The organism is Pseudoalteromonas phenolica, assembly GCF_044788725.1.
Taxonomy (GTDB): Bacteria; Pseudomonadota; Gammaproteobacteria; order Enterobacterales; family Alteromonadaceae; genus Pseudoalteromonas; species Pseudoalteromonas phenolica_C.
Map to the genome: position 1 here is coordinate 40,759 of NZ_CP173162.1, position 23,699 is coordinate 64,457.

General features: G+C 38.9%; 19 protein-coding genes. 8 read left to right on the forward strand and 11 right to left on the reverse strand.

Going from position 1 to position 23,699, the window contains the following annotated elements; translation table 11 throughout:
• Positions 1–19: 19 nt before the first annotated feature.
• From ACH784_RS17795 to ACH784_RS17810, 4 genes are all read right to left on the reverse strand, one after another.
• Positions 20–262 (reverse strand): hypothetical protein, encoded by a 243-nt coding sequence (locus ACH784_RS17795; protein WP_404396059.1) that lies wholly within the window; start codon positions 260–262, stop codon positions 20–22.
• Positions 252–4,106: a TOMM system kinase/cyclase fusion protein gene (locus tag ACH784_RS17800; RefSeq protein WP_404396061.1), complete on the reverse strand. Its 3,855-nt coding sequence runs from the start codon at positions 4,104–4,106 to the stop codon at positions 252–254. The genes ACH784_RS17795 and ACH784_RS17800 overlap by 11 nt, the downstream gene beginning before the upstream one ends.
• Before the next feature lie 288 nt (positions 4,107–4,394).
• Positions 4,395–5,138, reverse strand: coding sequence for a reprolysin-like metallopeptidase (locus tag ACH784_RS17805; RefSeq protein ID WP_404396064.1), 744 nt, complete (start codon positions 5,136–5,138; stop codon positions 4,395–4,397).
• Between the two features lie 9 nt (positions 5,139–5,147).
• On the reverse strand, positions 5,148–5,855 hold the full coding sequence (locus tag ACH784_RS17810) for a hypothetical protein (protein ID WP_404396066.1): 708 nt from the start codon (positions 5,853–5,855) through the stop codon (positions 5,148–5,150).
• Between the two features lie 399 nt (positions 5,856–6,254).
• Here ACH784_RS17810 and ACH784_RS17815 point away from each other — a divergent pair, with 399 nt between their 5' ends.
• From ACH784_RS17815 to ACH784_RS17825, 3 genes are all read left to right on the forward strand, one after another.
• Positions 6,255–7,532, forward strand: a complete 1,278-nt coding sequence (locus tag ACH784_RS17815) for a diguanylate cyclase (RefSeq protein ID WP_404396068.1) — start codon at positions 6,255–6,257, stop codon at positions 7,530–7,532.
• A 66-nt stretch (positions 7,533–7,598) separates the two neighbouring features.
• A complete protein-coding gene (locus ACH784_RS17820; RefSeq protein ID WP_404396071.1) occupies positions 7,599–8,123 on the forward strand; it encodes a GrpB family protein in 525 nt (174 codons plus the stop codon).
• Between the two features lie 55 nt (positions 8,124–8,178).
• A complete protein-coding gene (locus ACH784_RS17825; protein WP_404396073.1) occupies positions 8,179–8,979 on the forward strand; it encodes an ABC transporter substrate-binding protein in 801 nt (266 codons plus the stop codon).
• Positions 8,980–9,079: 100 nt separating this feature from the next.
• On the opposite strand, the gene ACH784_RS17830 is transcribed toward ACH784_RS17825, so the two are convergent.
• The gene (locus ACH784_RS17830) at positions 9,080–9,616 is read right to left on the reverse strand and encodes a malate synthase (RefSeq protein ID WP_404396968.1); all 537 of its coding nucleotides are present in this window, start codon (positions 9,614–9,616) and stop codon (positions 9,080–9,082) included.
• Between the two features lie 105 nt (positions 9,617–9,721).
• Here ACH784_RS17830 and ACH784_RS17835 point away from each other — a divergent pair, with 105 nt between their 5' ends.
• Entirely contained in the window at positions 9,722–11,239 is a 1,518-nt protein-coding gene (locus ACH784_RS17835) for a DUF3612 domain-containing protein (RefSeq protein ID WP_404396076.1), read from the forward strand.
• Between the two features lie 304 nt (positions 11,240–11,543).
• On the forward strand, positions 11,544–12,236 hold the full coding sequence (locus ACH784_RS17840) for an SDR family oxidoreductase (protein WP_404396079.1): 693 nt from the start codon (positions 11,544–11,546) through the stop codon (positions 12,234–12,236).
• Between the two features lie 53 nt (positions 12,237–12,289).
• Here the strand turns inward: ACH784_RS17840 and ACH784_RS17845 are convergent, their stop codons facing one another.
• The 3 genes from ACH784_RS17845 to ACH784_RS17855 form a co-directional block, all read right to left on the reverse strand.
• A complete protein-coding gene (locus ACH784_RS17845) occupies positions 12,290–12,847 on the reverse strand; it encodes a GNAT family N-acetyltransferase (protein WP_404396081.1) in 558 nt (185 codons plus the stop codon).
• 152 nt (positions 12,848–12,999) lie between these two features.
• Positions 13,000–14,877, reverse strand: a complete 1,878-nt coding sequence (locus ACH784_RS17850) for a hypothetical protein (RefSeq protein WP_404396083.1) — start codon at positions 14,875–14,877, stop codon at positions 13,000–13,002.
• A gap of 226 nt (positions 14,878–15,103) precedes the next feature.
• On the reverse strand, positions 15,104–16,489 hold the full coding sequence (locus ACH784_RS17855) for an FG-GAP repeat domain-containing protein (RefSeq protein ID WP_404396086.1): 1,386 nt from the start codon (positions 16,487–16,489) through the stop codon (positions 15,104–15,106).
• 107 nt (positions 16,490–16,596) lie between these two features.
• On the opposite strand from ACH784_RS17855, the gene ACH784_RS17860 reads away from it, so the two are divergent.
• Together ACH784_RS17860 and ACH784_RS17865 are read left to right on the forward strand one after the other, a co-directional pair.
• Positions 16,597–17,871 (forward strand): RsmB/NOP family class I SAM-dependent RNA methyltransferase, encoded by a 1,275-nt coding sequence (locus tag ACH784_RS17860; protein WP_404396089.1) that lies wholly within the window; start codon positions 16,597–16,599, stop codon positions 17,869–17,871.
• A gap of 76 nt (positions 17,872–17,947) precedes the next feature.
• Positions 17,948–18,370: an NUDIX hydrolase gene (locus tag ACH784_RS17865; protein ID WP_404396092.1), complete on the forward strand. Its 423-nt coding sequence runs from the start codon at positions 17,948–17,950 to the stop codon at positions 18,368–18,370.
• Positions 18,371–18,489: 119 nt separating this feature from the next.
• On the opposite strand, the gene ACH784_RS17870 is transcribed toward ACH784_RS17865, so the two are convergent.
• The 3 genes from ACH784_RS17870 to udk form a co-directional block, all read right to left on the reverse strand.
• Positions 18,490–20,088, reverse strand: a complete 1,599-nt coding sequence (locus ACH784_RS17870) for a tetratricopeptide repeat-containing sulfotransferase family protein (protein ID WP_404396095.1) — start codon at positions 20,086–20,088, stop codon at positions 18,490–18,492.
• Positions 20,089–20,315: 227 nt separating this feature from the next.
• The gene (locus ACH784_RS17875; RefSeq protein WP_058032251.1) at positions 20,316–21,542 is read right to left on the reverse strand and encodes a NupC/NupG family nucleoside CNT transporter; all 1,227 of its coding nucleotides are present in this window, start codon (positions 21,540–21,542) and stop codon (positions 20,316–20,318) included.
• A gap of 15 nt (positions 21,543–21,557) precedes the next feature.
• Positions 21,558–22,187, reverse strand: a complete 630-nt coding sequence (udk, locus tag ACH784_RS17880; RefSeq protein WP_404396098.1) for a uridine kinase — start codon at positions 22,185–22,187, stop codon at positions 21,558–21,560.
• A 296-nt stretch (positions 22,188–22,483) separates the two neighbouring features.
• On the opposite strand from udk, the gene ACH784_RS17885 reads away from it, so the two are divergent.
• Positions 22,484–23,698, forward strand: a complete 1,215-nt coding sequence (locus tag ACH784_RS17885) for a phosphopentomutase (protein WP_138560210.1) — start codon at positions 22,484–22,486, stop codon at positions 23,696–23,698.
• The last annotated feature ends 1 nt before the right edge of the window (position 23,699 follow it).

Here is a 23,699-nt window from a genome sequence, read left to right on the forward strand (position 1 = left end):
CTAATGGCCCCAAGTCCTCTTACCAGATTTCTTTTACTTCTTGCTCAACTTCAGGTCTTAACTCCTGTGCATATTGCTCCCATAAAGAATCAGTTAGAGATGATTCGTGCTGGATCTTAGTAACTAATTCCTTTTGTGGCTCAGACAGCTCAAATAGAGCCATAGCTGTTGAAAGCTGCTCTAACGCTAACTTTCTAACTTCTTCAGTGTGCTGAACGTGGTAAGTGAATGATAATAGGCCCGTAGGGTATTTATTTTCCATTATATTTCCTTAATAGGTTTAATTGTGGTTTTACATATAAAGTAAGAGTTTCATTGGCATTGCTTTGTGCAATACCAAAAAAATCAGCATCAAAACTTCCAGTTTCGAGAGATTGTTGTTTCACTAGGAAGGCATAATAAAACGCGTAATGACATAGATAAGCAGAGAATTGTTGAATACCTTCTTCGAACTCAGCATGTGTAATATTAGAGTCGACTGTTGATAAAAAGCTCAGCATATTTGCATAACCCAACCATGCTTCATTTTTTACCATAGTGGCTATTTGAGCACTTTCATTTGCAAGTTCATAAGCTTTATTTTTAAACTTATCAAAGTCTTCACGAGACTCAGATATAAATGCGCAATTTAAGTAAAACTGAGCTTGCAAACCGTATGTTGCTGATATTAATTCATCTACACCTATTTCTAAGGCTAAATGTGTTTGTTCTTTTATCAGCTTATGAGCTGCGTCATTATTGCCAAGATAAAGTTCTGAAAGTGCCTTAAATCCGATACAAATGAGCTCAGAGCAAAATCCAAAATTACTGGCAATTGCTTCAACGCTATTATCAAAGATTTCTTTTGGTACTTCATCTAGGAGTTGAATGAGGTCGTTATATTCAGCCCTTGCAAAAAGTGTTTGAACCAGCATTTCATATATAATTGGTTGAAAGCTGCTTGGATAATTATTTTTATCATTAAATAAGGCAACAGCGATGTTATGTGCATCTACCTTGTTGCCACTGCCATAATTTTGCAACCAAAGCCCACGAAGTGTCATAAACTTAGCTTTAGGATCTGTGTTCTCATCAACCAAGTCATAGTTTTCGAGTATTGCTTGGCTTGCTTCATCATCGATCCATCCTCGACCTGCAACTCTGTGACTTGCCAATGAGTTCTTTAAATCAAAGAAAAGCTCTTTATTATTCAAACCATACTTTTCATAAATGATGATACATTCTTTAATAAATGACTCAGCTTCTAAAACAGAGTATGAAATTAGGGCTTTATCAGCTAATTTTTTTAGCAAGTTAATTGAGTCGAAATAACGGCCAAGTTGGTTCAAATGATGAATTGAGATAAATGGTTGAGATTCAAATTTACCTATTTGGATCAAGGCGTTTAAGCATACTTCATGCTTATTCGAAGCTTCTTCTTTTGTCATACTCTCATAAGCAGCATCTCTTACCAAAGCGTGCTTAAAAATATAACTGTCATTGCTTACACTGCGTTGATGAACTATTAAGTCTTTGGCGATAAGCTCGTTTAAGTCATTTTGAATTTGATTTTCACTCAGTGAAGAAGCTGTAACTAACAAATCATATTCAAACTCACGCCCAATGGTAGCAGCAAGCTGTGCGGTTTCTTTCGCATAGACAAGACTATCTAGCTTTTGTTGCAGAGACTCGCGCAGACTGCTTGGTACTTGATCTAGCTTATCAGGGCTTATGAAGTTAATTTCACCTTCAATGACGCTAACCAACTCTTTTTGCTTTAGCATACTGACTAATTCTTCTATAAATAGCGGAATACCATCAGTACGATTAACCAGAACATCGAGTACTTGTTGCGATACAGTTTGATCGTCAAATAGCTTAATAATGAAGTCTTCAGTCGCTTGTTCGGTTAATTTTTTTAACCCAACTTCAAGCAAGGTGAGATCTTTTAATTGTGTAGGCACTTTTTGACGTGACGTACTGATAAGTACATCGCCGTTATGGAGTTGTTTTGCAAAGTACTGAATAAACTCAATAGTTGTGACATCAGCCCAGTGAATATCTTCAACAATATAGAGTTTATTTGCACTTAGGCTAAAGCTTTGGTCCATTAGCAGGGCTGTTAATGATTTAAAAAGCAGCGCTTTTTGTGCATCTGGAGCAAGCGTTGATGCAGTCAGTTCATCACTTAATTCAATATTTAACCAGATCAATAAGATAGGTAATACTTGTTCACAATCAAGGGTATTGTCATGCTCAGAAATAACCCGAGTAAAGGTATCGATCGCTTGGGCTGTCGTTAAATTATTCGTGTTATATAAATAACGTACGAGAGTCAAAATTGGATAAAGCGCGTTGTTGTGATGCTCAGGCAAACACTGAGCAACAAGCTGTTGATACTTTATCGCACTCGTTCTTATTTCTTGGAGTAATCGTGATTTACCAATGCCAGCTTCACCATGAATGTGGGTAAAGCGGCTTTCAGTCGTTTCATGATTGAAGATTGAGAGTGATTGCTCTAGTTCGTTGTTTCTACCAATAAGTTCGTGACTATTCTTAGTGCCACGCATAAAACCAAAGGCTTCAACACGGCGCTCACCCTTTAAGCTAAAAATACGTTCTTTATGCAGGCTATAGCTCAGTACTTGTTCACCGAAATATTCAAATTCAGAGTATGGATCAAGCATAGCTCTGGATTCTTCACTACAAAGAATTTGACGCTCACCAGCAGCTCTTGCTAATACCATAGCAGTATTAGCAATATGTCCTTCGGGCATTGCATTTGCGTAAGTCGTAAATATCCCAGCATGAATACCTGCATGAACATTAATCTGTACGCCATGTGCTTCTTGAGTCAGCGCGTTACGCTTGGTGATATCACTAATTGCATCGAGTATGGTTCTGGCACATAACCTTGTGTCATTATCAGATGCGACGGGATAACCAAAATAAAATAGGGTAGAGTCACCCAAATTACCTACATGTGTAGCACCATAGCGAGTTGCAATATCAATACAGTGGTTACGCTGTGATTTAAATAAGGTATCGATAACATCCAAATCGAGATCTTTGTCACTGATCACCTTACTGCTAAGACGCATGGCTAATACGGTGATGTGTTTACGTTCAATATGGGCAGTATAATGCTGCATCGATGAAGCAGTTGGACCGTCACCTCTCATGATGAGCGTTTCATCATCGGCTTGTTGTTGAGCTCGATAGTCTGCAAGCACTCCAACAAGGTTAGACATATTGACTTGGCTAACTTCTTGATAAAGGGTGTCACCAGTGATCACACGATCTGTGGCGTTTTTAATTAAAACACGTCTCAATAAATCTGCGATTGGGTGGCCGAGTAAAGAGCTTGGAATAGAAACTTGCATATCGCTTAGCTGCTTGTGATATACAGCTGCAATACTAGATCCGGAAATAGCGGGCAAACCTGTCAAACACTCTAAAAACACGAGTCCCCAGACATATAAATCTGTTTTTGTAGTGGCAGGCTCGCCGCGCAATTGCTCTGGGGCACTATAAGAAGGTGTGCCTAATGTTTCTTGTGTGAGTGTTAAGGTATTAAAGTCTGCTTGACGACTGTCTTGGGTCAGTGTGCCAATACCGAAGTCAAGGATCTTTGCGTGTGTTTTTGCCCCGGTTTTACTAAGCATAATATTTGCAGGCTTTATATCGCGGTGCACAATACCATTTTGGTGGGCATGCACGAGGGCATCTAATACTTGCAGCATGACCTCTTTGGCATCAACGGCATTCAGTGCACCTTCTTGGATCAAGTGCTCACGCAGTGATTGCCCTTCAATAAACTCAAATACACCATATAAGAGGTTATCGTTTATTTGTCCCTTATCGAGCAATCGCACAATATTCGGGTGTTGGAGCTGGCTACTTAGCTCTGTTTCTCTCTTAAAACGCTCGATGTAGCGTTGTTTTTGTTGTTCTTCGCAATGGGGCTCAATGGCGAGAAACTTAATTGCAACAGTTTGGCCTGTGTTGATTTGAGTAGCTTTAAAGACTTTACCAAAGCCACCTTCACCGATTTTGTGTAAAAGTTGATATTGAGTTACGTTAAATTGCTCATGAATGAGTTGATCTGAAAATTGCGATAAAGACATGCTGAAAACTCAATTTATTTTTATTACTAGAGAGTGTTTTATTGTTGCATAAAGCTGATTAATGCTTTTTAAACATATGCTTATAATACTTTTTCAGCATACCAAGCAAATATGACATTGCCAAGTTATCGACAAAACTTTTAGATGCTTTAGAGAAAAATATTTATTCTTAGAAAGGAAATAAAAGATACCATGTATGTATACAGTTTTAATGATAAGCCATTAACAAAGAGGTGCTTTGTGCACCTCTTGAAGTATAAAGTTTATTAAAATCAGTTTAATACTTTATTATTTGAAGTTCGCAATGCTGTATTTAGTATCGTTTACTGTTTTCCAGCCATATGCTTGGCCTACAACGCCGTAAGGTACGCCATTTACTGACCAATTAGGGTTTGCAAAGTAATCATACTGTGTTGCAGAGCCGAATACATGTGGATAAGCCATAATACTTGCAAAGTTGTTTTGTACGCCATGACCCATGCCATCAACATATACGCCACCTGATGTGTCGCCCTGTTTACGCGAGTGCGCCAGACCTTGGTTATGACCTAACTCATGCACAAAAGTTGTCGCTCCACAGTCGATCGCAGTAATACTAAACATGCGGTCACTCATCGAGCTGTAAAGGTTACCATTGCTGCCTTGACCAACCCAAGCTAAGCCACAAGAGATTAGGCCATTGCCTGCACTGGCACCAGTACCAAGTACTGCGACCATATCTGCACGCCAAGTGTTACGTAAATTAGCAACATATGAGCTATCAGTTACAGCATTTAGCCAGCTAGATTCAGGCGTAATCGCGTAGTTACCTAGGTTTTGACTGCCAGCTAAACGAAGCTGAATATCGACACCATTTTGCTGGTACACTTGGTTAGAAAATGCGATCAGTTGGTTGATTTTTGTATTGATGTTTGCTGTTTTTGCAGCTGCTTGATCGGTATATAACACGCCGATATCAATGGTAACCGCCGAAGCGAAACCAGAGAATGCAATTGCAGATGCAGCGACCAGTGTTTTAAGTGATGTTTTCATCTGTTTTCCTTACTTGTCATTGTTGTTTAATTTAGGAGCAAATAAATCTGATTTTTCTTGCTCCGGGTGTTGTGCATCTGAGTGATGTTCAGACTCAGAATGCTCGAACTCAACGTGTTTTTTATACAAGTCCCGTTTTGCAGCGATCCATCCGTATTGGTCTTTTGATTCGAATACATAATTACCGCTAGGGGCGGTAAGTTGGCCGTAAACGGCATCTTTCCCAACGGTTAAAACAGTGGTATGAAAGCGGCCATCAGCGCCGGTGACATTACCAAAAATGCTTTTATCACCATTGCCTGCAACATCAATAAAGGTGACTTCTGCGATAAAGGTTTCGGCAGATTGCGGTATCAACAGTTCAAAGTTATCGCCAGCTTCAAGAGATCTCAAAGAAGGCAGATCAAACTCTATATAAGCTTCATTGTTTAAATCTGTTGGCAATACCCCTGCCTCATTCAGTACCGCTTTAGCCTTGTCTGATAATTTATTTACAGCATAAAAAGTTGATTCTTCTGGTGCTTTAGATGGTGTTGGTGGCTGTGTAATATTTGGTTTTAAGGTTATTTCAGTGACGACTGGATTTTCGTCAGGTTTAAGACGTTTTTCTGAGGGTGTATCAATAGCTGTGTTAATAGTTGAAGGCTCATTTTGTGAAAACAAATAAGCACTCGTTATAATTGCGACGACAGCAAAGAAGGCAATGAGTTTCTTCATGATAACTACTCCTTAAATAGAAAAACTCATTTAAACCCGTTGCAGTTCCTTTATCAATAACAAATGTTTATATAATGTTTCAAAAATGTATTTGTTTTTGTGGTTTTTACGTTTTTGCTTTTTTAAACATGAGGTTAATTTGTTTACAAGTTTTAACAATCTGCAGAAGAGCAAACTTTTTATCTTACTCTTTCTATTCAAAAACGCCTTAAGCGCATTAATCGCTATGCGCTAAGTCATATTTTATAGACTTCAATTGATTTAAACTCTTTGAGTAGGCATTCAACGCAACAAAGGTACGAGTTATAAATATAAATGCTATATTCGTAGGTATTAAGTGATTTTTACTAATACTTTGTTGTTAGTTTTTGTAAGTCACCTTTCAAATAAGGAATGGATGTGAAATTACACAATAACAATATCAGTGATGATAATACGCTTGAGATGTTGCAGCAGATTTGCGACGGCCTTGGGGCGTATGTTTTTGCAAAAGACATGGATGGCAAATACTTATATGGAAATGAAAAGGTATTAGCATTGTTTGGTTGCACATTAAACGAGTTAAAAGGAAAGGACGACAGTCTTTTTTTTGACCTGACGTTATCAAAGCAAATGTTAGTAAACGATTTGCAAGCAATTGAAACAGGCAAAGAAGTGATCTGTGAAGAAAGCAATTTCTTGAAGCCGTCAGCTGAGCCACGAACATATCGGATCGTAAAAAAACCTTTGTATGACAATCAACAAAAGATTATTGGTGTATCGGGGGTAGCCCATGATATTACTGAAGAAAAACGACTGCGAGAAACGGTGGAAGAGCAAAAGCAGTTACTGAGTGTTATTTTAGATAATGTTGAGGCCTACGTTTATATGAAAGACGATGAAAGGCGCTTTTTATATGTAAACTCGAAAGTAGCAACTCTTTTTGACTTACCACCAGAGCAAATTATTGGTCAAAAAGAGCAAGATATTTTGCCATCAAAAACCGCCGAACATTTTCATCAAAGTGACTCAAAGGCACTGCTTACGCAAAAGATCCTGCGAGTCGAAGAGACCGTGGTAGATAATGGTGAAACTTATCACTATTTGAGTGTAAAGGTGCCGGTCTCAATGTCAGGTAAAAAATCATTGATTGGCTTTTCTACCGACGTTACAGAAATATATAAGCTTAAAGAAGAATTCAAACGCCTTGCTAATACTGATGAATTAACAGCAATTTATAATCGACGATTCTTTATAAAACAATCAGAAAATGCTTTTAGCGGTTTTAAGCGGCAACGTGCTCACTTCGCTGTTGTTACCTTCGATGTTGATTTCTTTAAGCAAGTAAATGATGAGTTTGGTCACCCAGTGGGCGATGAAGTGTTAAAAGGTTTGACTAAAATAGTGAGTGCTTTATTGAGGCAAGAAGATATATTTGCGCGAATAGGGGGAGAAGAGTTCGCGATCTTACTACCTTATAGTGAACTGTCGGCTGCTATGTGCGTTGCACAGCGAATTCAAAAGACGGTAAACAGCTCACTGCTGTGTGGTACAAGAAAAATATCGATAACTGTGAGTATTGGTGTAACTACTTTTATGTCAGAAGATAGCAGCTTTGATGATGTTTTCTCTCGGGTTGATAAAGCATTGTATATTGCAAAAGAGCAAGGGCGTGATTGTGTGGTTTCGTTGCCTTAGAAAAATGTAATGGTTTAGATTAACATTACAAGCAACTAATCAAGCATTTTTAGTTTAAGTAAATTTATGAACAAAAGAGTAATCGAAGTTGTTGCTTACAACCCGCGTTGGCAGCAACTTTTTTCACAAGAAAAGTTACTACTCAATCAAATCTTGGGCTCAGAACTGATTAATATTGAACATATTGGTAGCACATCAGTGACAGGTTTAGCGGCAAAACCGATTATTGACATACTAGTAGAGGTAAAAAATCTCGGTTTTATTGATACGTTAAACACAGCTTTTGAAAAGCTTGGTTATAAGCCTAAAGGAGAAAACGGGATTGAAGGGCGTCGTTATTTCCAAAAAGGAGGCGCTTCACGTAGCCACCATATTCATATGTTTGAGCTAAATAATAGTCATGCATTTAACCATCGCCTTTTTAGAGATTATTTAATCGCTCACTCAAAAGTTGCTTGCGATTACGCCGAGATTAAACGAAAAGCAGCCTCTCTGTGCAATCATGATATGACTATTTACATGTCGATGAAGGACAAATTTATCAAATCTACACTCGCTGATGCAAAGATATGGCACGATGCACAGTTGTAGAATTTATAAAATCGGCTATAACTAATTAAACGATAAGTAAAATAAATGTCCGCAAGTGCCACAATTCATAGTATTCATTGCCTGTATGGTTTTTATTTCTTTGCCTTTAAGGGCGGTAGAAAAAGTAGACAACAAACCTCATGTGTCTGAAAAAGTATATATTTATGTTTACCATTTAAAACCTCCTTATATTGAGCAGCTAGAGTTAGAAACTGGGCTTTATTTTGAATTAGTTCAATTATTCAATAATTTTCAAGCGGAATTTCAGTTTGTCCCACAGTTTGTACCAAGAAAAAGACTTAATAGAGAGATAGCTAACAGCACGTTAGATAGCATGATCTTGGGTGTGCATCCAATCTGGTTTAAAGACAAAGCCCAAACTAAATTTCTTTGGACGCCACCAATACTGCATGATCAAGATGAATTTATTTCTCACGTTAATAATACATTTGACTACCTAGGACCCGTTTCGCTTTATAACAAAAATATTGGTGGTGTACGTGGTTATCATTATTTTAGAGTCGCGCCTATTTTAAAAATGGGTAAAGCAAAGCTCACACCGACTGGATCAGAATTGCAGTTATTGGAAATGTTGATCAAAGAACGATTAGATTTGGCAGTTATTAGCAGAGCGACATTGAATTATTATTTCGCTATTCATCCCGAGTGGCAAAGTAAAATACATTATTCTAAAACGCCGCATGAGCAATACTATCGGGCAATACTAAGTCCTAAATCATTAGAGAAGCCATTTAACATAATAAAAAAATTAATGGAAAACGAAGAGTTTAAAAGTGCTTTGAACGGCTTAAAGTTAAAATATTCATTTCAAGAAAAGCCTGTTGTTCATAAATAAATGTGAATTATTAAACAATGGCAGTATTTCTTAAGCGGTAAGTACATTTGAGCACTGACAACTGATCAACACAGTGCTCATATTAAGAAGCTGGCCATATTTATAACACGTACTCGTTGCCATCTTTTGAAGTATAGGCTTTAGATTGACCTTCACGAACAATTGAATACTCGATGCCAGTTAAAAAGCTGATCCAAAGACGTTTTAGTTGAGTCGCGTCATTATTACTATCTACGCTACTTAGTTGTGTTTCCATTTGAATATCATCAATGTGTGCCATATCAATTTGACCTGCATCACCTCGACGGTTGAAAGTCAGCTCAACATGCAAGCCATCTTTTTTCTTAAGCAGTATAGCTGTTGGGTCATCACGATGTCCGCATAGGGCAACGAATTGTTTTGGCTGCTCTAAGCCACAGTGACTGCCATCTGCGAAAAACGCCATTAGGTGATTGTAGTAAACCAAGTAATGTGTCACTTGGGTGTGTGAACCCTGATCAAGCGGGCAATGCTCATCAAGATATTGTTTTGCAAGTGTCATTTTCTGGCATGTTTGATCTGTAATTTCACTGCGAGTTAGTGCTGTCATAATCGTAACCTCATTCGTTAAATCGTTTTTGTTGGTTGTTAAATTCAGTGTATGTGAATATTTTTTATAATTTCACAAAAAGAATTTCACAGTGTAAATTTTACAAAATCTGCTATTTTTACTGTGTGAATAAAATATAAGCAGGGGACGGCAGTGAAAAAAACATCAACATTAATGCGGAAATCGCACTTTTTAGGGACCAAAATACGTAATTTAAGGAAGCGTAACCATCTGACATTAGAAGATTTATCTAGTCGATGTGTGAGAGTTGATGCCTATTCTGCGCCCTCTGTTTCTTACCTTTCTATGATAGAACGCGGTAAACGCACGCCAAGTCAAGAAATGCTCGAAAATCTTGCCCAAGTATTTCAAAAGCCCGTTGAGTGGTTTTTAGACAGTGAGCCTGAAAAAGATACCATTACCCCAGATAAAGGCAGAAGTGGCGGGATCACAGGTATGGCTCTTGAGCCCAACTTTCTGTTTAGTAATGATATTTTACAAATCGCTATTCCCGAAATGCTGTCTCAAACAGGGATAAGTGGCCGTCAATTCGCACATTTATTAATTCGTGCCCACCAAGAGCATCATCAAAATCATTTTCCTGACTTAGAGCGTGCTGCAGAAGAAGTGGGCAATAAAAACTTATACCTAACCTCCAACGATTTAATGCGTATCGCTCAAGAAAAAGGCTTACAAATTAAATGGTTTAATGACAAAGATAAACATAATGAAGTAAAGCAAGTTAATAAGTCACGATTAGTCAGTTCCTTTTTGAGAGCACCCAATATTGTGTTCTTAAATGAAAAATTAAAGACGAAAGAAAGCCGATTGAAATATGATTTAGCGGTGCATATTGGGCATGCAGTGCTACACAATCAAGACGGTGTAAAGTGTATATTATCAATTGGTGGCGCTGAGCAAAAAGAAACCGAATTACACACCACACCCAATGCGCAAGATATTCTACAAGCTTGGCAAGACTTTGAAGCCAGCTTTTTTGCTGGCGCATTACTGTGTCCTAAAGCGCCGTTTAGGCAATTACTCGACAGCTATGGATACGATATCTCAGTACATAAACAACTCGATATTTCGGTGTCTGTGGCGATGCGACGCATGACTGTGGTGTCACCCTACCCACATTGGCATTATTTTGATGCTTATAAACCAGGTAAGTTGAAAGCGGTATATCGGGGCAATGGTATTCCACTACCTTGGGGCAATATGCGTCAGGTTGAAGACCCCTGTCAGCACTGGGCGGTATTTAGAAAGTTTGGAGAAATGTCGCGAGAAAGCAGTGCGCAGCTTTCAATTCTAAGTGTTGATGGTAAGACGCGTTTGTATTGTTGCGAATCTGTATTAGTTGAGGATTTAGCTGGTGCAAAACATGTTCTATGTATGGGCATTGATTTGAATCCTGCTATTGATGCGCAAGGCACTGATGCGCAAGCTGTCGTGGAGAACCTACAAGCACTTTGTATTAAACATGGCGGCTCAACGGTAGTACCGCACAATATCCGTCAACAATTGCTCAGTGTGGCACGCATTCTAAATATTAATTGGATAGAACGGGGATTGGCGTCCGAACTCAGGGTTATTTGTATTCGAGGTAACAGCTGTCCAAGAAAGCCGGGGTGTTATGGCAAATGTAAAAATGGCAAAATGACAAAATGACAAAATGACACAAAGTATTGAATATATACCCAAACCACCTCAAGATACGAGGTTCAGCGAGAATTGATTGGCTGTCAGACAAGGCATCGATTTGAAGGTCTAGTGGTTCTAAATCGAAAATTGATAACGCAGTATGAAAGCCAATCAAACTCGCCCAAGGGAGCGTGCTTTCAGTCCTATTTCATTGTCAAAGAACTTGGAAAGGACGCGTCATTACGCTGCGTCCTTTTCCTTGAACTAGAACAGAAGGCAGCGCTCTGAATCATGCATCTTGAGGAAGTTTGGGTATATTGGGTGAACTCGATTGAAAACAGTATTTATTACCGGTGCAAACCGTGGCATAGGGCTAGCATTGACCAAGGTCTTTTTAGCTGATGACTGGCAAGTTATCGCAACGTGTCGCAACAGTGTTGCTGCTACTTCGCTTAATCAGTTAAAGAACGAATTCAAACAGCTCTATGTCTATGAACTAGATATTACCGATTATCAGCAAATGGCAACTTTGAGCGCGAAATTAGCAGACTCAAACATTGATGTGCTTTTGAATAATGCCGGGCTCTATGGGCCAAAAGGTTATGGCTTTGGCAATTGCGATGTAGATGCTTGGCGAGAGGTATTTGAAGCCAATGTGATTGCGCCAACTAAGCTGGCAGAAGCGTTTGTATCGCAAGTCTTAAATAGTGAACTTAAAATAATTGCAGCTTTATCATCACGAGTTGGTAGCCACACTGAAAATACCAAAGGCGGCGGATACATTTACCGCAGTTCGAAAGCGGCTTTAAATTCAGTAGTCAAAAGCCTATCAAACGATCTGTTACCACAAGGCGTTAAAACGGTTGCGCTGCATCCTGGTTGGGTTCAAACAGAAATGGGCGGACCAAATGCACTGATCAGTGCTGAAGAGTCGGCGCTGGGGTTAAAGCAAGTTATTGAGTCTTTAACTGACGAACAAAGTGGCGGCTTTTACAGCTATAAAGGTGAGCAAATACCTTGGTAGGAAAAGCGTTAAGTTGCGCGGTTAGAAGCCGCGCAATGTTTCGTAAATAAACTTTAAAAAAGTAAAGCCATTTCAGCCGCTTGGCACTGACAACTGTTTTCACAAACTGTACAGACATAACCTTGCGTATCACATAACTCGGTCCAGCGATTATCATGAAGCTTGATAAGCTCTCCGCCTGCTTTTGTGAAATATTTCACCGCGCCATTACCCGGGCTTTGTTTCCATAAATGCGCAACACCAGCCAAAGCTCCTTGCTGTCTTAAAGCCACAATAGAAGCATGAAGTAATTTGGGGCCTATACCTTGGCCTTGAGCTTTTTCAGAAACGGCAATGCATTTGAAATACGCCATCTGTGAGGGAAGTACAGGCCAGAGCTTAGGGCTGCACCATTTATCAATGTCCCATTGATCAGCGGCATAACTTAGCCTAAACCCGACGAGCTCGTTTTGTTTATTTATTGCAACAAAGCTGGCATTAATATCATGCTTGATGCCTTGTTGGTGCATTTTAGTTAGGCTCTGCTCGTCCATATAGTTGTCACCATGAACGATATTAGCTAATGAGATCACATCTTGAAAATGCGCGCGTGTGAGAGGAAGATACTGCACTAGGATCACCGATTTATTATTCTTCTATTGTTAAAGATAATGAAATAAATGAGACTCTACAAGTAAATCTTAGTGTAATTACGTGTTGATTGATGACGAAAAAGGAGCACGCTAGATGCCCCTTTTTTAGTCAGTATGCATGAGTGACTATCTTACTTTTCACTTTCAGTTTGTTCTGCACGCAAAAAAACTGCAGCTTCTTCTTCCTGTTTATGTGAAATGCTCTGACTATTCATCGCTCTAGTTTGTTGGTTTAGTTGATATAGCTGTGAGGCATTACCTAAATCTCTTTCACTGGTGATTGATGCAATAGATTCTCTATCTTTCAAGAAGCCAACAATATCGCCCTTTATAGCACTTAACTGCTCTTCGTCTTTATGCATTTCTAGTATATGTCTAGGATGTTCTAAATTTTTCAAACCAGTTGCTGCAAAAGTTGAACTAACAATTCGAGATACAATTACCCAAGGAGTAATACTACTTCTGACTAAGGTGTTTTCTGATCTAGTTGAGTCATGGATCCCTGTACCTGTAGAAATTTTTGACTCAGTAAAGGTTCCTTCACATTTGAAATACACCAATAATGATTCAAACTGCATTTCAGCAAAGAAAACATGTGCAGCATTAGACAGTAAGCGTGCAAATGCTTTTAAAATTCCTGCAATCAAAAGCAGGTTGACCATGGCGACTAACAACCCCGCAGTTTGCGATAAGTTTGTTGAGTTTAGAGCAGTTTTTAAATCGTTTATATTCTGGTTGCCAATAAAATTAACCAAATCAATCGCTTTATAAGCAAGTAACACAGTGAAAACTAGAGCAACTAAATACATTAGATTACCAGATAGCAGGGCTACGAGGCGTGAAAGTTCAAATGTTTTTCCAAGGTTTAACGGGGAGTACTTTGGTTGTACTTCTTGGATCATTTCACCTTTAAAGCCACCTTTACCATCTACTTGTTCTTGTAACTTTGGATCTAGCTCTTTATAAACTCGGTTGGGAACTTCACGATAACGACGGTTTGCCATCACTAAGTTATCCAAATTGATGAAAATTTCATTTGGATGTACTGACTCTTGCCAATTTTCTCTTAGCTCAGATACTTCGGTGACAGGATCTACTTTGTTTAATCTTGCCTTAATCATAGTACTAACGATAATTGTCGAAATAAGAGATAACGCAACAATGCCAATGAGATAGAAACCAGAATAGAAATTTGGCAGTAAGCTTAAAAACTGTTCGATATCTTGTTTAGAAAAGCCCGTTTGTTTCATCAAAAACGACATTGCCAAGCCAATAGTCAAAGGCAAAACAATAGAAAGTGCGATGATCTTTGTAAAGGTGGCACTGCCCAGTGCTTCAATGCTGCTTTCTGCCTTTCTTGCAATAGGTCTGCCTGCAGAGCGCCATGTAAAAAAGATAAAAAGCATTAAAAAACAGCTATAAACAGGAAAAGCTAATTCACCCACTTCACCCGCAAAACCCGTTAAAGAGACAAATGCTATTAACCCAAAAGATACCAGAGCGACGATAGAGCTTACCCAAGCACTAAAAACACGCTGTGTCATATTTCTAATAGGATAAGGTAAGAATAATAATTTTGGAAAAAGGCTATGAAGTAGTCTAGATAAAAAGCCTTTTGGCTCGACGAAAGTGCTATTTTTACGGCCAACGAGCATTTCTTCTAATGTTTTTGCACTGTAGGCAACATCGTTTTTTTCACTGTGTGCAGTTGAACTTTCCGACTTACTAAAGTTATAAGCGAGAGAAGTTGGGTGATTTCTGCCGACGAAGTACCTCAGAGTTGCGTATATGCCTGAAGCCGCAGTTTTTAGTCCTATACCTAAGATCAAAATACCGAATAGCATCAAGATCCAGCCTGAGATCTGATCTTCCTTAACAATACCAGCAGCAAAAAATAGCAGTGTCATGCCTGTAATTGTTTGAATAATGCCTCTTAAGGCTGTGACTTTGCCTTCTAATTTGAATGGATTTTTGAGTCCTAAATCAATGGAACCGTAATCAAATGCCACGTGCATTCTCCTTGTAAAAAAATTCCCGAGGTTATTTTGTATTAATGAATTAGTAGGATAATTTAAATAATGCAGATACTTTGCCTAATTATATATCCATAATCAATTAGGTTTTTAGTAATTTCATCAGATACTTAGATGCTTTAATGAAAAAGGACTAAGAAAAACAAAGAAGTGTGTGGCAATACTTTTGTTGTTTTGCCACATTTAATAGAAAGAGTGATTGTTAATTTAGGATCGTGGTAATCGTGCTTTTGCCGTCATCATCTTGAAATCTAAGTACAAAATCGTGTTTGCCATCATTGTTGATGTCGACCAGCTTAATGTCATTGCCATCTTCAGGTAGTTTGTGTTTGATCTTACCGCGCTTTTTATTTAGCACAGTTTCGGCATTGCCATAGTAGACACTGAGCGTTTTACTGCCGGTTTTGAACACCGCATCTTGTTTACCATCACCATTTATATCGCCAGCATAGTAAGTTAGTGCCATTTCATCACTGCTCATGCCAATTTCCATTTCAACTTCTTTTTCAGAGTCTGGCTCTTCAGAGAAGGTGCCGTCAGGCTTTTGCGCATAAAAGCTAATTTCTACATCAACATCAGTGCTACCGCCGCCTAGTGCCATAGAGGCAATGGTGCTTAGGCCAAAGTCGACATGAAATTTTTGTAATTCACTTTTACCATCGCCGTTAAAGTCGTTATCGAACTCGAAACGGCTGGTGCCAGAAGCCTTAGGCAAAGTTAACGGAGTTGCAGAGAATTCGCCATTGTTCTGTCCGTAGAATACCTGAAAGGTTAGTTCAACATCGAGTGAGTCCATACCTTCAACAATCGGTGCATAACGCGTGACAAGGTCGAGTTTACCGTCATTGTTGATATCGAGTAATTTTGCAATGCGGCGATTCGCTTCTACGTCATCAAGTTTGCCCGTCTCAACAGGTAGTTTTAAAGGCTTAAGCGCGTTTTCATAGCCTGTTTTGTTGGCATACAGTACATCGATTTTTTCTCTGTCATGAAACACTAAATCGTTAAAGCCGTCTTGGTTTATGTCGAATACTTTTGGCACCATGGTTAAGTCAATGTCTAGGCGCAATTTACCACTGCTAAAATTACCCGAAAATTTAGGCTCAGTGCTGAATGTGTGTTTGGTAAAGCTGCTGTCAGGGTTTTGAATGTAAATCTCTGAGTGAGTTAAATCTGGCAGAACAATGTCGCTCAAACCATCATTGTCAATGTCACTAATAAAATTGATTTTCTCGAACTCGTCGAATTCGAGTTTTGAAAGCAGTGCATTGGTTGCGAGTACCTTCTTAGCACCGTGTTTATCGACAGCAAAAATACCTTCTTTATTCATGACAAAAGCGGTGATTTTAGATGAGCCAGCAAGCTTACCGTAATCAAAACCAAAAGTATCTTTAGGTAGTTCGAGCTTAGTAAACTCCATGTTTTCAAGATTAAGTTCAGCTAAATTTGCGTCTTCATCATGATAGGCAAACATTATTGGGCTTTTAGTTTCAATCAGACTGCGATTGGTTTTTATAGGGATATCTTTGGCAGCCATTGCTGAATAGGAAGCGCCGATTGCAGCTATAAATAATAGCGTATGTTTCATTTTAAATTCCTTTGCTCGAACTTGGTGTGGTTTTATCTTAGGTTGAATTGAAGGGCATACAAGTTCGAATTTGTAATGAACTGTTGCAAATGTAATGAGCGCCCAACATGTTTTATGTGGATAGTGCTCGTCGCTTATCTGAAAATCAGCTACAATCCGCGTCGTTATTGAATTTAGGAGTTAGGCGAGTGTTAAACGATAGCCAATGTGTTGAAGCCATTATTAGCTGTATTAAACAAGTTTTTGAAACAGAGCAGTACGCTGATAAAGCAATTGAAGCTGGCCTTGCAAACCAAGCTTTTTGGAATCAAGCAACCAAAGCTTATTATGTGCAGCATTGCTATGAGCTGATCCGTTATCACCGCCAGCTCAATACGGCACTTGATATCGACACTTCAGATGAGAATTGGCCGTGGCTACACTTTGAGGCCTATCAGCTTTTAAACGGCGTAGAGTTACCAAATTGGTCTGAGTTTGCAGGTTTAGATGTTGAAGCATTAAAAGCAAACCTTGATGAGGCCACACCTGCAGAGCAACAAAGCTATCCTGATTGGCTTTGGCAGCGCGCTGAGCAAGAGCTTGGTGATGATTGGGTTAATATCGCACAGGCACTGAACGTACCTGCGAAACCTTACTTACGTGTAAACACCTTGAAGACCGACGTTGAAACGTTACAAACGTCTTTGAAAAAGAGTCAATCAATCACAAAAGTGCTTGAACAAGACAACTGTTTAGAGGTTGAAGAATACGGCTATTTATTTAAATCTGATGCATTCAGCAAAGGCTGGTTTGAAATGCAAGATGCCGGCTCACAGCAGATCGCACCATTACTCGATGTAAAACCGGGCCAGCGCGTTGTTGATGCGTGTGCAGGCGCGGGTGGTAAGAGTTTACACCTTGCTGATCTAATGCAAAATAAAGGTTACATCTTATCGATGGACATTCACCAGCATAAGCTAGATGCACTTAAAAAACGTGCTAAGCGTGCTGGGGTGCACATGCTAGAAACGCGTTTAATCAAAAACAGTAAAACGATTAAGCGCTTAAAAGAAAAGTTTGATCGCGTGTTACTAGACGTACCATGTTCTGGCACGGGGGTTTTACGCCGTAACCCAGATGCAAAATGGCATTTGCAACCTGGAAATATTGATTCTCTGATCAGTTTGCAGGCTGAAATTCTGCAGCGTTACAGCCAGATGTGTAAAGTCGGTGGCAAGCTTGTATATGCGACGTGCTCTATTTTCCCAAGTGAAAACCAACAGCAAGTGCAGGCATTCTTAGAGAACAATCCAAACTTTGAATTACTAGAAGAGTTAAACCTGCAACCGGGAATTAACTCTGAGTATGACGGTTTTTATGCCGCCGTATTAACCAAGAAATAAATTCTTATTAATTTAGAGCCGCTGCAAAGCGGCTTTTTTGTGTTTAATAAAATAATAAATAATTAAGGCAAATATTATGTCAGAACATGTTCGAGTGGGTGTCGCAGTTGTCATTATTCGTGATGGCAAAATTCTACTCGGTGAACGTATTGGTGCTCATGGAGCGAATACGTGGGCCACACCCGGTGGTCATCTAGAAATGGGTGAAGAAATAGCGGCTTGTGCAATCAGAGAAACGTTAGAAGAGACTGGTTTGAAAGTTTCTGACGTAAGTCAGTTAGGTTTTTCTAACGATGTTTTTAATCCGTTAAATAAACATTATGTGACTTTGTACGTGGTGGCAAATGGTGTAGAAGGCGAGCCTGAAATCATGGAGCCAAATAAGTGTCTAGGTTGGCAATGGTTCGCCTTAGATGAACTGCCAAAACCGCTGTTCTTGTCATTAGAAAACTTTTTAAAGCAGGGGAAGTTGAAGTGTTTATTACAATTTAATGATTAACAATCTTGCTGGTCAATTATATACAAATCCCTGTATGAAATCTAAATAGCTGGTTTTTGAGGGTGGGTGCTATGCTTAATAATTAAGCATAGCACCCATGGTCAATGTGCGAATCTAGCTTAAATGTCTATATAGTTTTTATAATTGCTGAAACGGTCTACTGAAGATGTATAAATAGGCTGTCTTACTTGCCAAACACTGGCAGTAGAAACAAGGTTGTCTGATTTATAAAATTGTCTCATTTGATGTTCATAGTCTAACCCTAAAAATGCCAGTAGAGACTCTATGTTTTGCTGAAAGTCAGTAACGAGTGACTCATATTCTATTATTTGTATATTATTAGGATATTTTTTGGAAAAGTGGGTGACCAATTTTTGTTGAATATCATATTGATGGGCGATGGCTTTTAGATCACTAGCATAGGGCAGCGTATTATTCATATGCTGAAAGTATATACTCAGAATGTTTGTAAGCTTGTTTCTTTTGGTTACGACAATTTTTGAATTAGGAAAAAGGCTAATTATCAAATCGATATATAAGTAGTTATGTAGATGTTTATTGGTTGTATGATTGATATTGCCAAACTCGTTTGTTATGTGTGTGCTGTATTCCTTTGCAAGCTCATTGAGTTGAGATTTATCTATTAGGGTCGATAAATATTTTTCATCGTTTTCTTCTAGCTTGATAATGTTGCTAAAAAAACTCACTTCTCCAGCATTTCTTATCTTTGAATGTGCACTTAAAATTTGCTCGATTAAGGTTGAACCGGATCTAAACATGCCACAAATAAAAATAGGTGTGTCATCATTTGCAGTTTTAACTACTGAGCTGTGATTCTTTATTTTTTCTACAAGCACGTCGAAGTAGTTGGCATCATAATTCGTTTGGATTGAGTCATTTGCCGCTTTGTAAAAATTAAATGCTTGTTCATAAAAACCTTGCCTATCAAGCTCAAACGCGATTGCAAATTGTAAGGTTTGTTTTTCCTGTTTGGTAATTCTAGAGCTAAGTAGTTCGTTTGCGGTCTCTAATAGTTCATCTGAATGGTTTGCTTTAAGCTCTAACAACCTTGCTACTGTAAGAGCGTTTTTAGGTTCGATAGATAAACAATGTTGATATTGTTTTATAGCATTGCTTTTATCACCCAGCTCCTCAAAGAATAAACCACAATTATAATTTATGACAAAGTCATTAGGAAAATCAGCTAAAGCTTTTGTAATGGTTTCTAACGCTTGTTTTTTTTTCTTTTGATAAATTCTGGATCTAATTAACAAATTAGTTAATTTCTTCGAATTTGAAGAATGTTGCTTAATATAAGTTAAAAGTAGTTGCTCAGAGAATGAAAAATGGTTTTGACTAATCATCTGTGCTGCAAAATCAGATATTAACGATTCGTCTTTTATTTTCACGATCGAATTTACAAACTTATTTTTTGTCGAATCATCAGATACTTTATGGTATCTAAAAAAGTTTTTTACTAACTCTATTTCTAAAATGTCGTGGTTAATGAGTAAGTAAAAAGCGCAATAACTTTGATTTGAAAGGTCATTGAAAGATTGAAAGTGAAGAAGTAGGTTTGCAAGTACCTCATTATTGCTAGCGCACTCAACAATGAGTTGCTTGTTTATTTTATGGTAGTCAGATTCATTGTCTGCTTCTAACGCTTCAATTGCTCTTAATAGCTGATTTTGAATATGATGAAAGTTTTCAGAGTCCATAAAATAAAATCACAAAGGAAATAAATTCAATCAACATACTAACATGTTTTATTTATGCTTAGGGATATAATAGAGGTCTTTTTTAAGAGTCATATTAAGAAGTAGAAACGATAAAAGGGCCATAAAGGCCCTTTGGTGAAGTATCGTTCAAGTTAGTGTGGTTACTTTAACCCCTTAAAGCAACCAACCAATTGTTTTGCAAATTTTAGGGAAATCTCGTTAAGTTTCTAAGCTAGCGAGAGGAAAAACCCTGCAATTGCGGCGCTCATTAGGTTAGCCATTGACCCTGCTAAAACCGCCCTGAGCCCTAAGCGTGCGATATCCTTTCTTCGACTTGGCGCCATACCGCCAAGTCCGCCTAGTAAGATTGCAATCGATGAAAGGTTAGCAAATCCACATAACGCAAATGTGACAATTGCTTGTGTATGTGCACTTAACCCTTCTCGATAATTCATAAAGTCTAGATAAGCAACGAATTCGTTAACTACTAGCTTTTGTCCGATAAAACTACCGGCCGTTACAGCTTCGCTCCAAGGCACACCAAGTAACCATGCAACTGGTGCGAATACGTAACCTAAAATCTCTTGTAATGTTAGAGTCGGATGGTCAAACCAAGCACCGATTCCGCCTAACAAACCATTTAATAATGCAATTAATGCTACGAAAGCAAGCAACATGGCACCTACATTCAGTGCTAAGTGCATACCACTTGACGCACCAGATGCAGCTGCATCGATCACATTTACTGGTTTTTCTTCATCAGACATAACATCTGATAAGTCTTGCTTTGGTGTTTCTGTCTCTGGCACGATCATTTTTGCCATTAAGAAACCACCCGGTGCAGCCATAAAGCTGGCAGCAATTAAATATTTAAGCTCAACACCAATTGCAACGTAACCTGCCATAACAGAACCAGCTACGGTTGCAAGGCCACCTACCATCACAGCAAATAACTCTGACTTGGTCATGCTTGGAATAAACGGTTTTACAATTAAAGGTGCTTCCGTTTGTCCCACAAAGATATTAGCTGTTGCAGAAAGCGACTCCGGACGAGACGTTTTAAGCAATTTTTGTAAGCCACCACCTAAAATCTTAATAACCCATGTCATTATGCCTAGGTGATAAAGCACTGCGACTAGCGCAGAGAAAAATACGATGACCGGTAATACTTGGATCGCAAAAATAAAACCAATATTACTGTCACTTTTGGCAAGAGAGCCGAATAAAAACTCGATACCGTCTCCTGCATACCCAATTACCGCTGATACTTTGCTTGATAATTGGTCAAGTATGTTTCTGCCAGCTTCCACAAATAGTACAAAACCACCTATAAAAAGCTGTAGTGCAAACGCCACCCCAACAGTACGCAAATTAATAGCTTTGCGATTCGTTGACGCTGCAAATGCAATACCCAGTAGGGCCATCATGCCCACTAGGCTCATTATTGTTGTCATGGTAAATTCCCGTTTTTATTCTTGTAGCAAATATTTTATCTTGCTTTTAATTATATCAATCGCCACGCGATTCATGCCACCGCGTGTAACCACTAAATCAGCAGAATGTTTAGATGGTTCTATAAATTGATAGAACATGGGTCTTACCGTTGCTTGATACTGCTCCACAACAGATTGTAGTGTTCGGCCTCGCTGCTCTATGTCTCGCTGCGTGCGACGCAGTAAACAAATATCAAGAGGCGTATCAATAAATACTTTTATATCAAACTCTTTACATAACTCAGGGTCGCTGAGTAATAAAATGCCTTCAACAATTAATATTTTTGCAGGGTTAACCTGTCGTGTGTCTTTACTACGTGTATGCTGGGCATAATCGTAGGTTGGCACTTCAACAGACTGACCAGATCTTAATTGCTCTAAATGCGATTTAAGAAGTTCATGTTCAAATGCATCCGGATGGTCATAGTTTGTTTGTGTTCTATGCTCAAACGGTAAATGCGATTGATCTTTATAATAGGCATCTTCTTCGATGATGGCGATAGAACCATCTTCTAGCTCATTAACAAGCTCATTATAAATAGTTTGCGTAAAAAGAGATTTGCCCGATGCAGATGCACCAGCAATAGCTATAATTGTTCGTGTCACTAAAGTTCACACCCAACTGTTGATTCACTCGGAAGATCACAATAGCAAAAAAGACACGAATAATCTCTTTTGCTTCGCTTAGGGAGCAAATTTAGCGATTTTGATGTTTCTGTGACAGGACTTATGTCCGCCCGCTAAAAACAGAACTTTTATGACATTTTCGTGACATTTAGCGTCTAATTTTAAAAGCGGACTTATGTCCTGTACGCTATTGTTAACCAACTATTAAAGTATTCAACACTGATTCGGAGGCAACAATTGATTCTCCAAATTAGCTATAAGTTAAGAGGTAAATTATGGCAAGAGCAATTATCCTGATGGCAGACAGCTTAGGCGTAGGTGCCGCTCCAGATGCAGAACAATTTGGAGATTTAGGAGCAAATACCCTTGCACACCTTTTAGCTGCTTACAAAAAAGAAAAAGGTGAATCACTTCCTTTACCTAATTTAACTAAACTTGGTTTAGTAGATGCTTGCGAAGCAGCGGGTAAAGAAGCATGTGAAGTAGCAGAACGCTCAGCGCCAATGGCGGCTTGGGGTTATGCAAAAGAGCTTTCAAGTGGTAAAGATACGCCGTCTGGCCATTGGGAAATGGCAGGCGTACCTGTGTTGTTCGATTGGGGTTATTTCCCTAATACACAGCCATGTTTCCCTGAAGAATTTGTTGCTGAATTGTGCAAGCGTGCTGAAATTCCAGGAATTTTAGGCAACTGTTACGGTTCAGGTACCGTTATTTTAGAACAACTGGGTGAAGAGCATGTAAAAACGGGCATGCCAATTTGTTATACCTCAGTTGATAGTGTGTTCCAAATAGCCGCACACGAGCAATCATTCGGCCTTGACAAGCTTTATCAAGTATGTGAAATCGCACGGGCACTGCTTGATGATATGAATATAGGGCGAGTGATTGCGCGGCCATTTATAGGCACTTCGAGTGCCGACTTTATGCGAACAGGTAATCGTAGAGATTATTCTGTGCTACCTCCTGCACCAACATTATTAGATAAGTTGGCGCAAGATGGTGGTGAAGTGATCAGCATAGGTAAAATTTCTGATATTTATGCCCATCAAGGCATTACTCAGAAGCATAAAGCGCCAGGCTTGATGAATTTACTTGAGAAAACCTCAGAAATCATCGACAGCGCCCCTGATCACAGTTTGATTTTCACAAACCTTGTGGATTTTGACGAAAAATTTGGTCATAGACGTAATGCCGTAGGGTATGCCGAAGCGCTTAAGCAATTCGATGATTACCTACCAACAATACTTAATAAAATGCAAAAAGATGATTTATTAATTATTACGGCAGATCACGGCTGCGATCCAACAGCACCAGGTACTGATCACACCCGTGAATATGTACCGGTTCTGGCTTATACACCGGGGATTGACAATATCGCACTCGGCGAACGACAAAGTTTTGCTGACATAGGTCAAACCCTTGCCCAGTGGTTTAATTTATCAACACTTGACTACGGCGACAGCTTTGCTGACGACCTAATCAAGGCGTAAG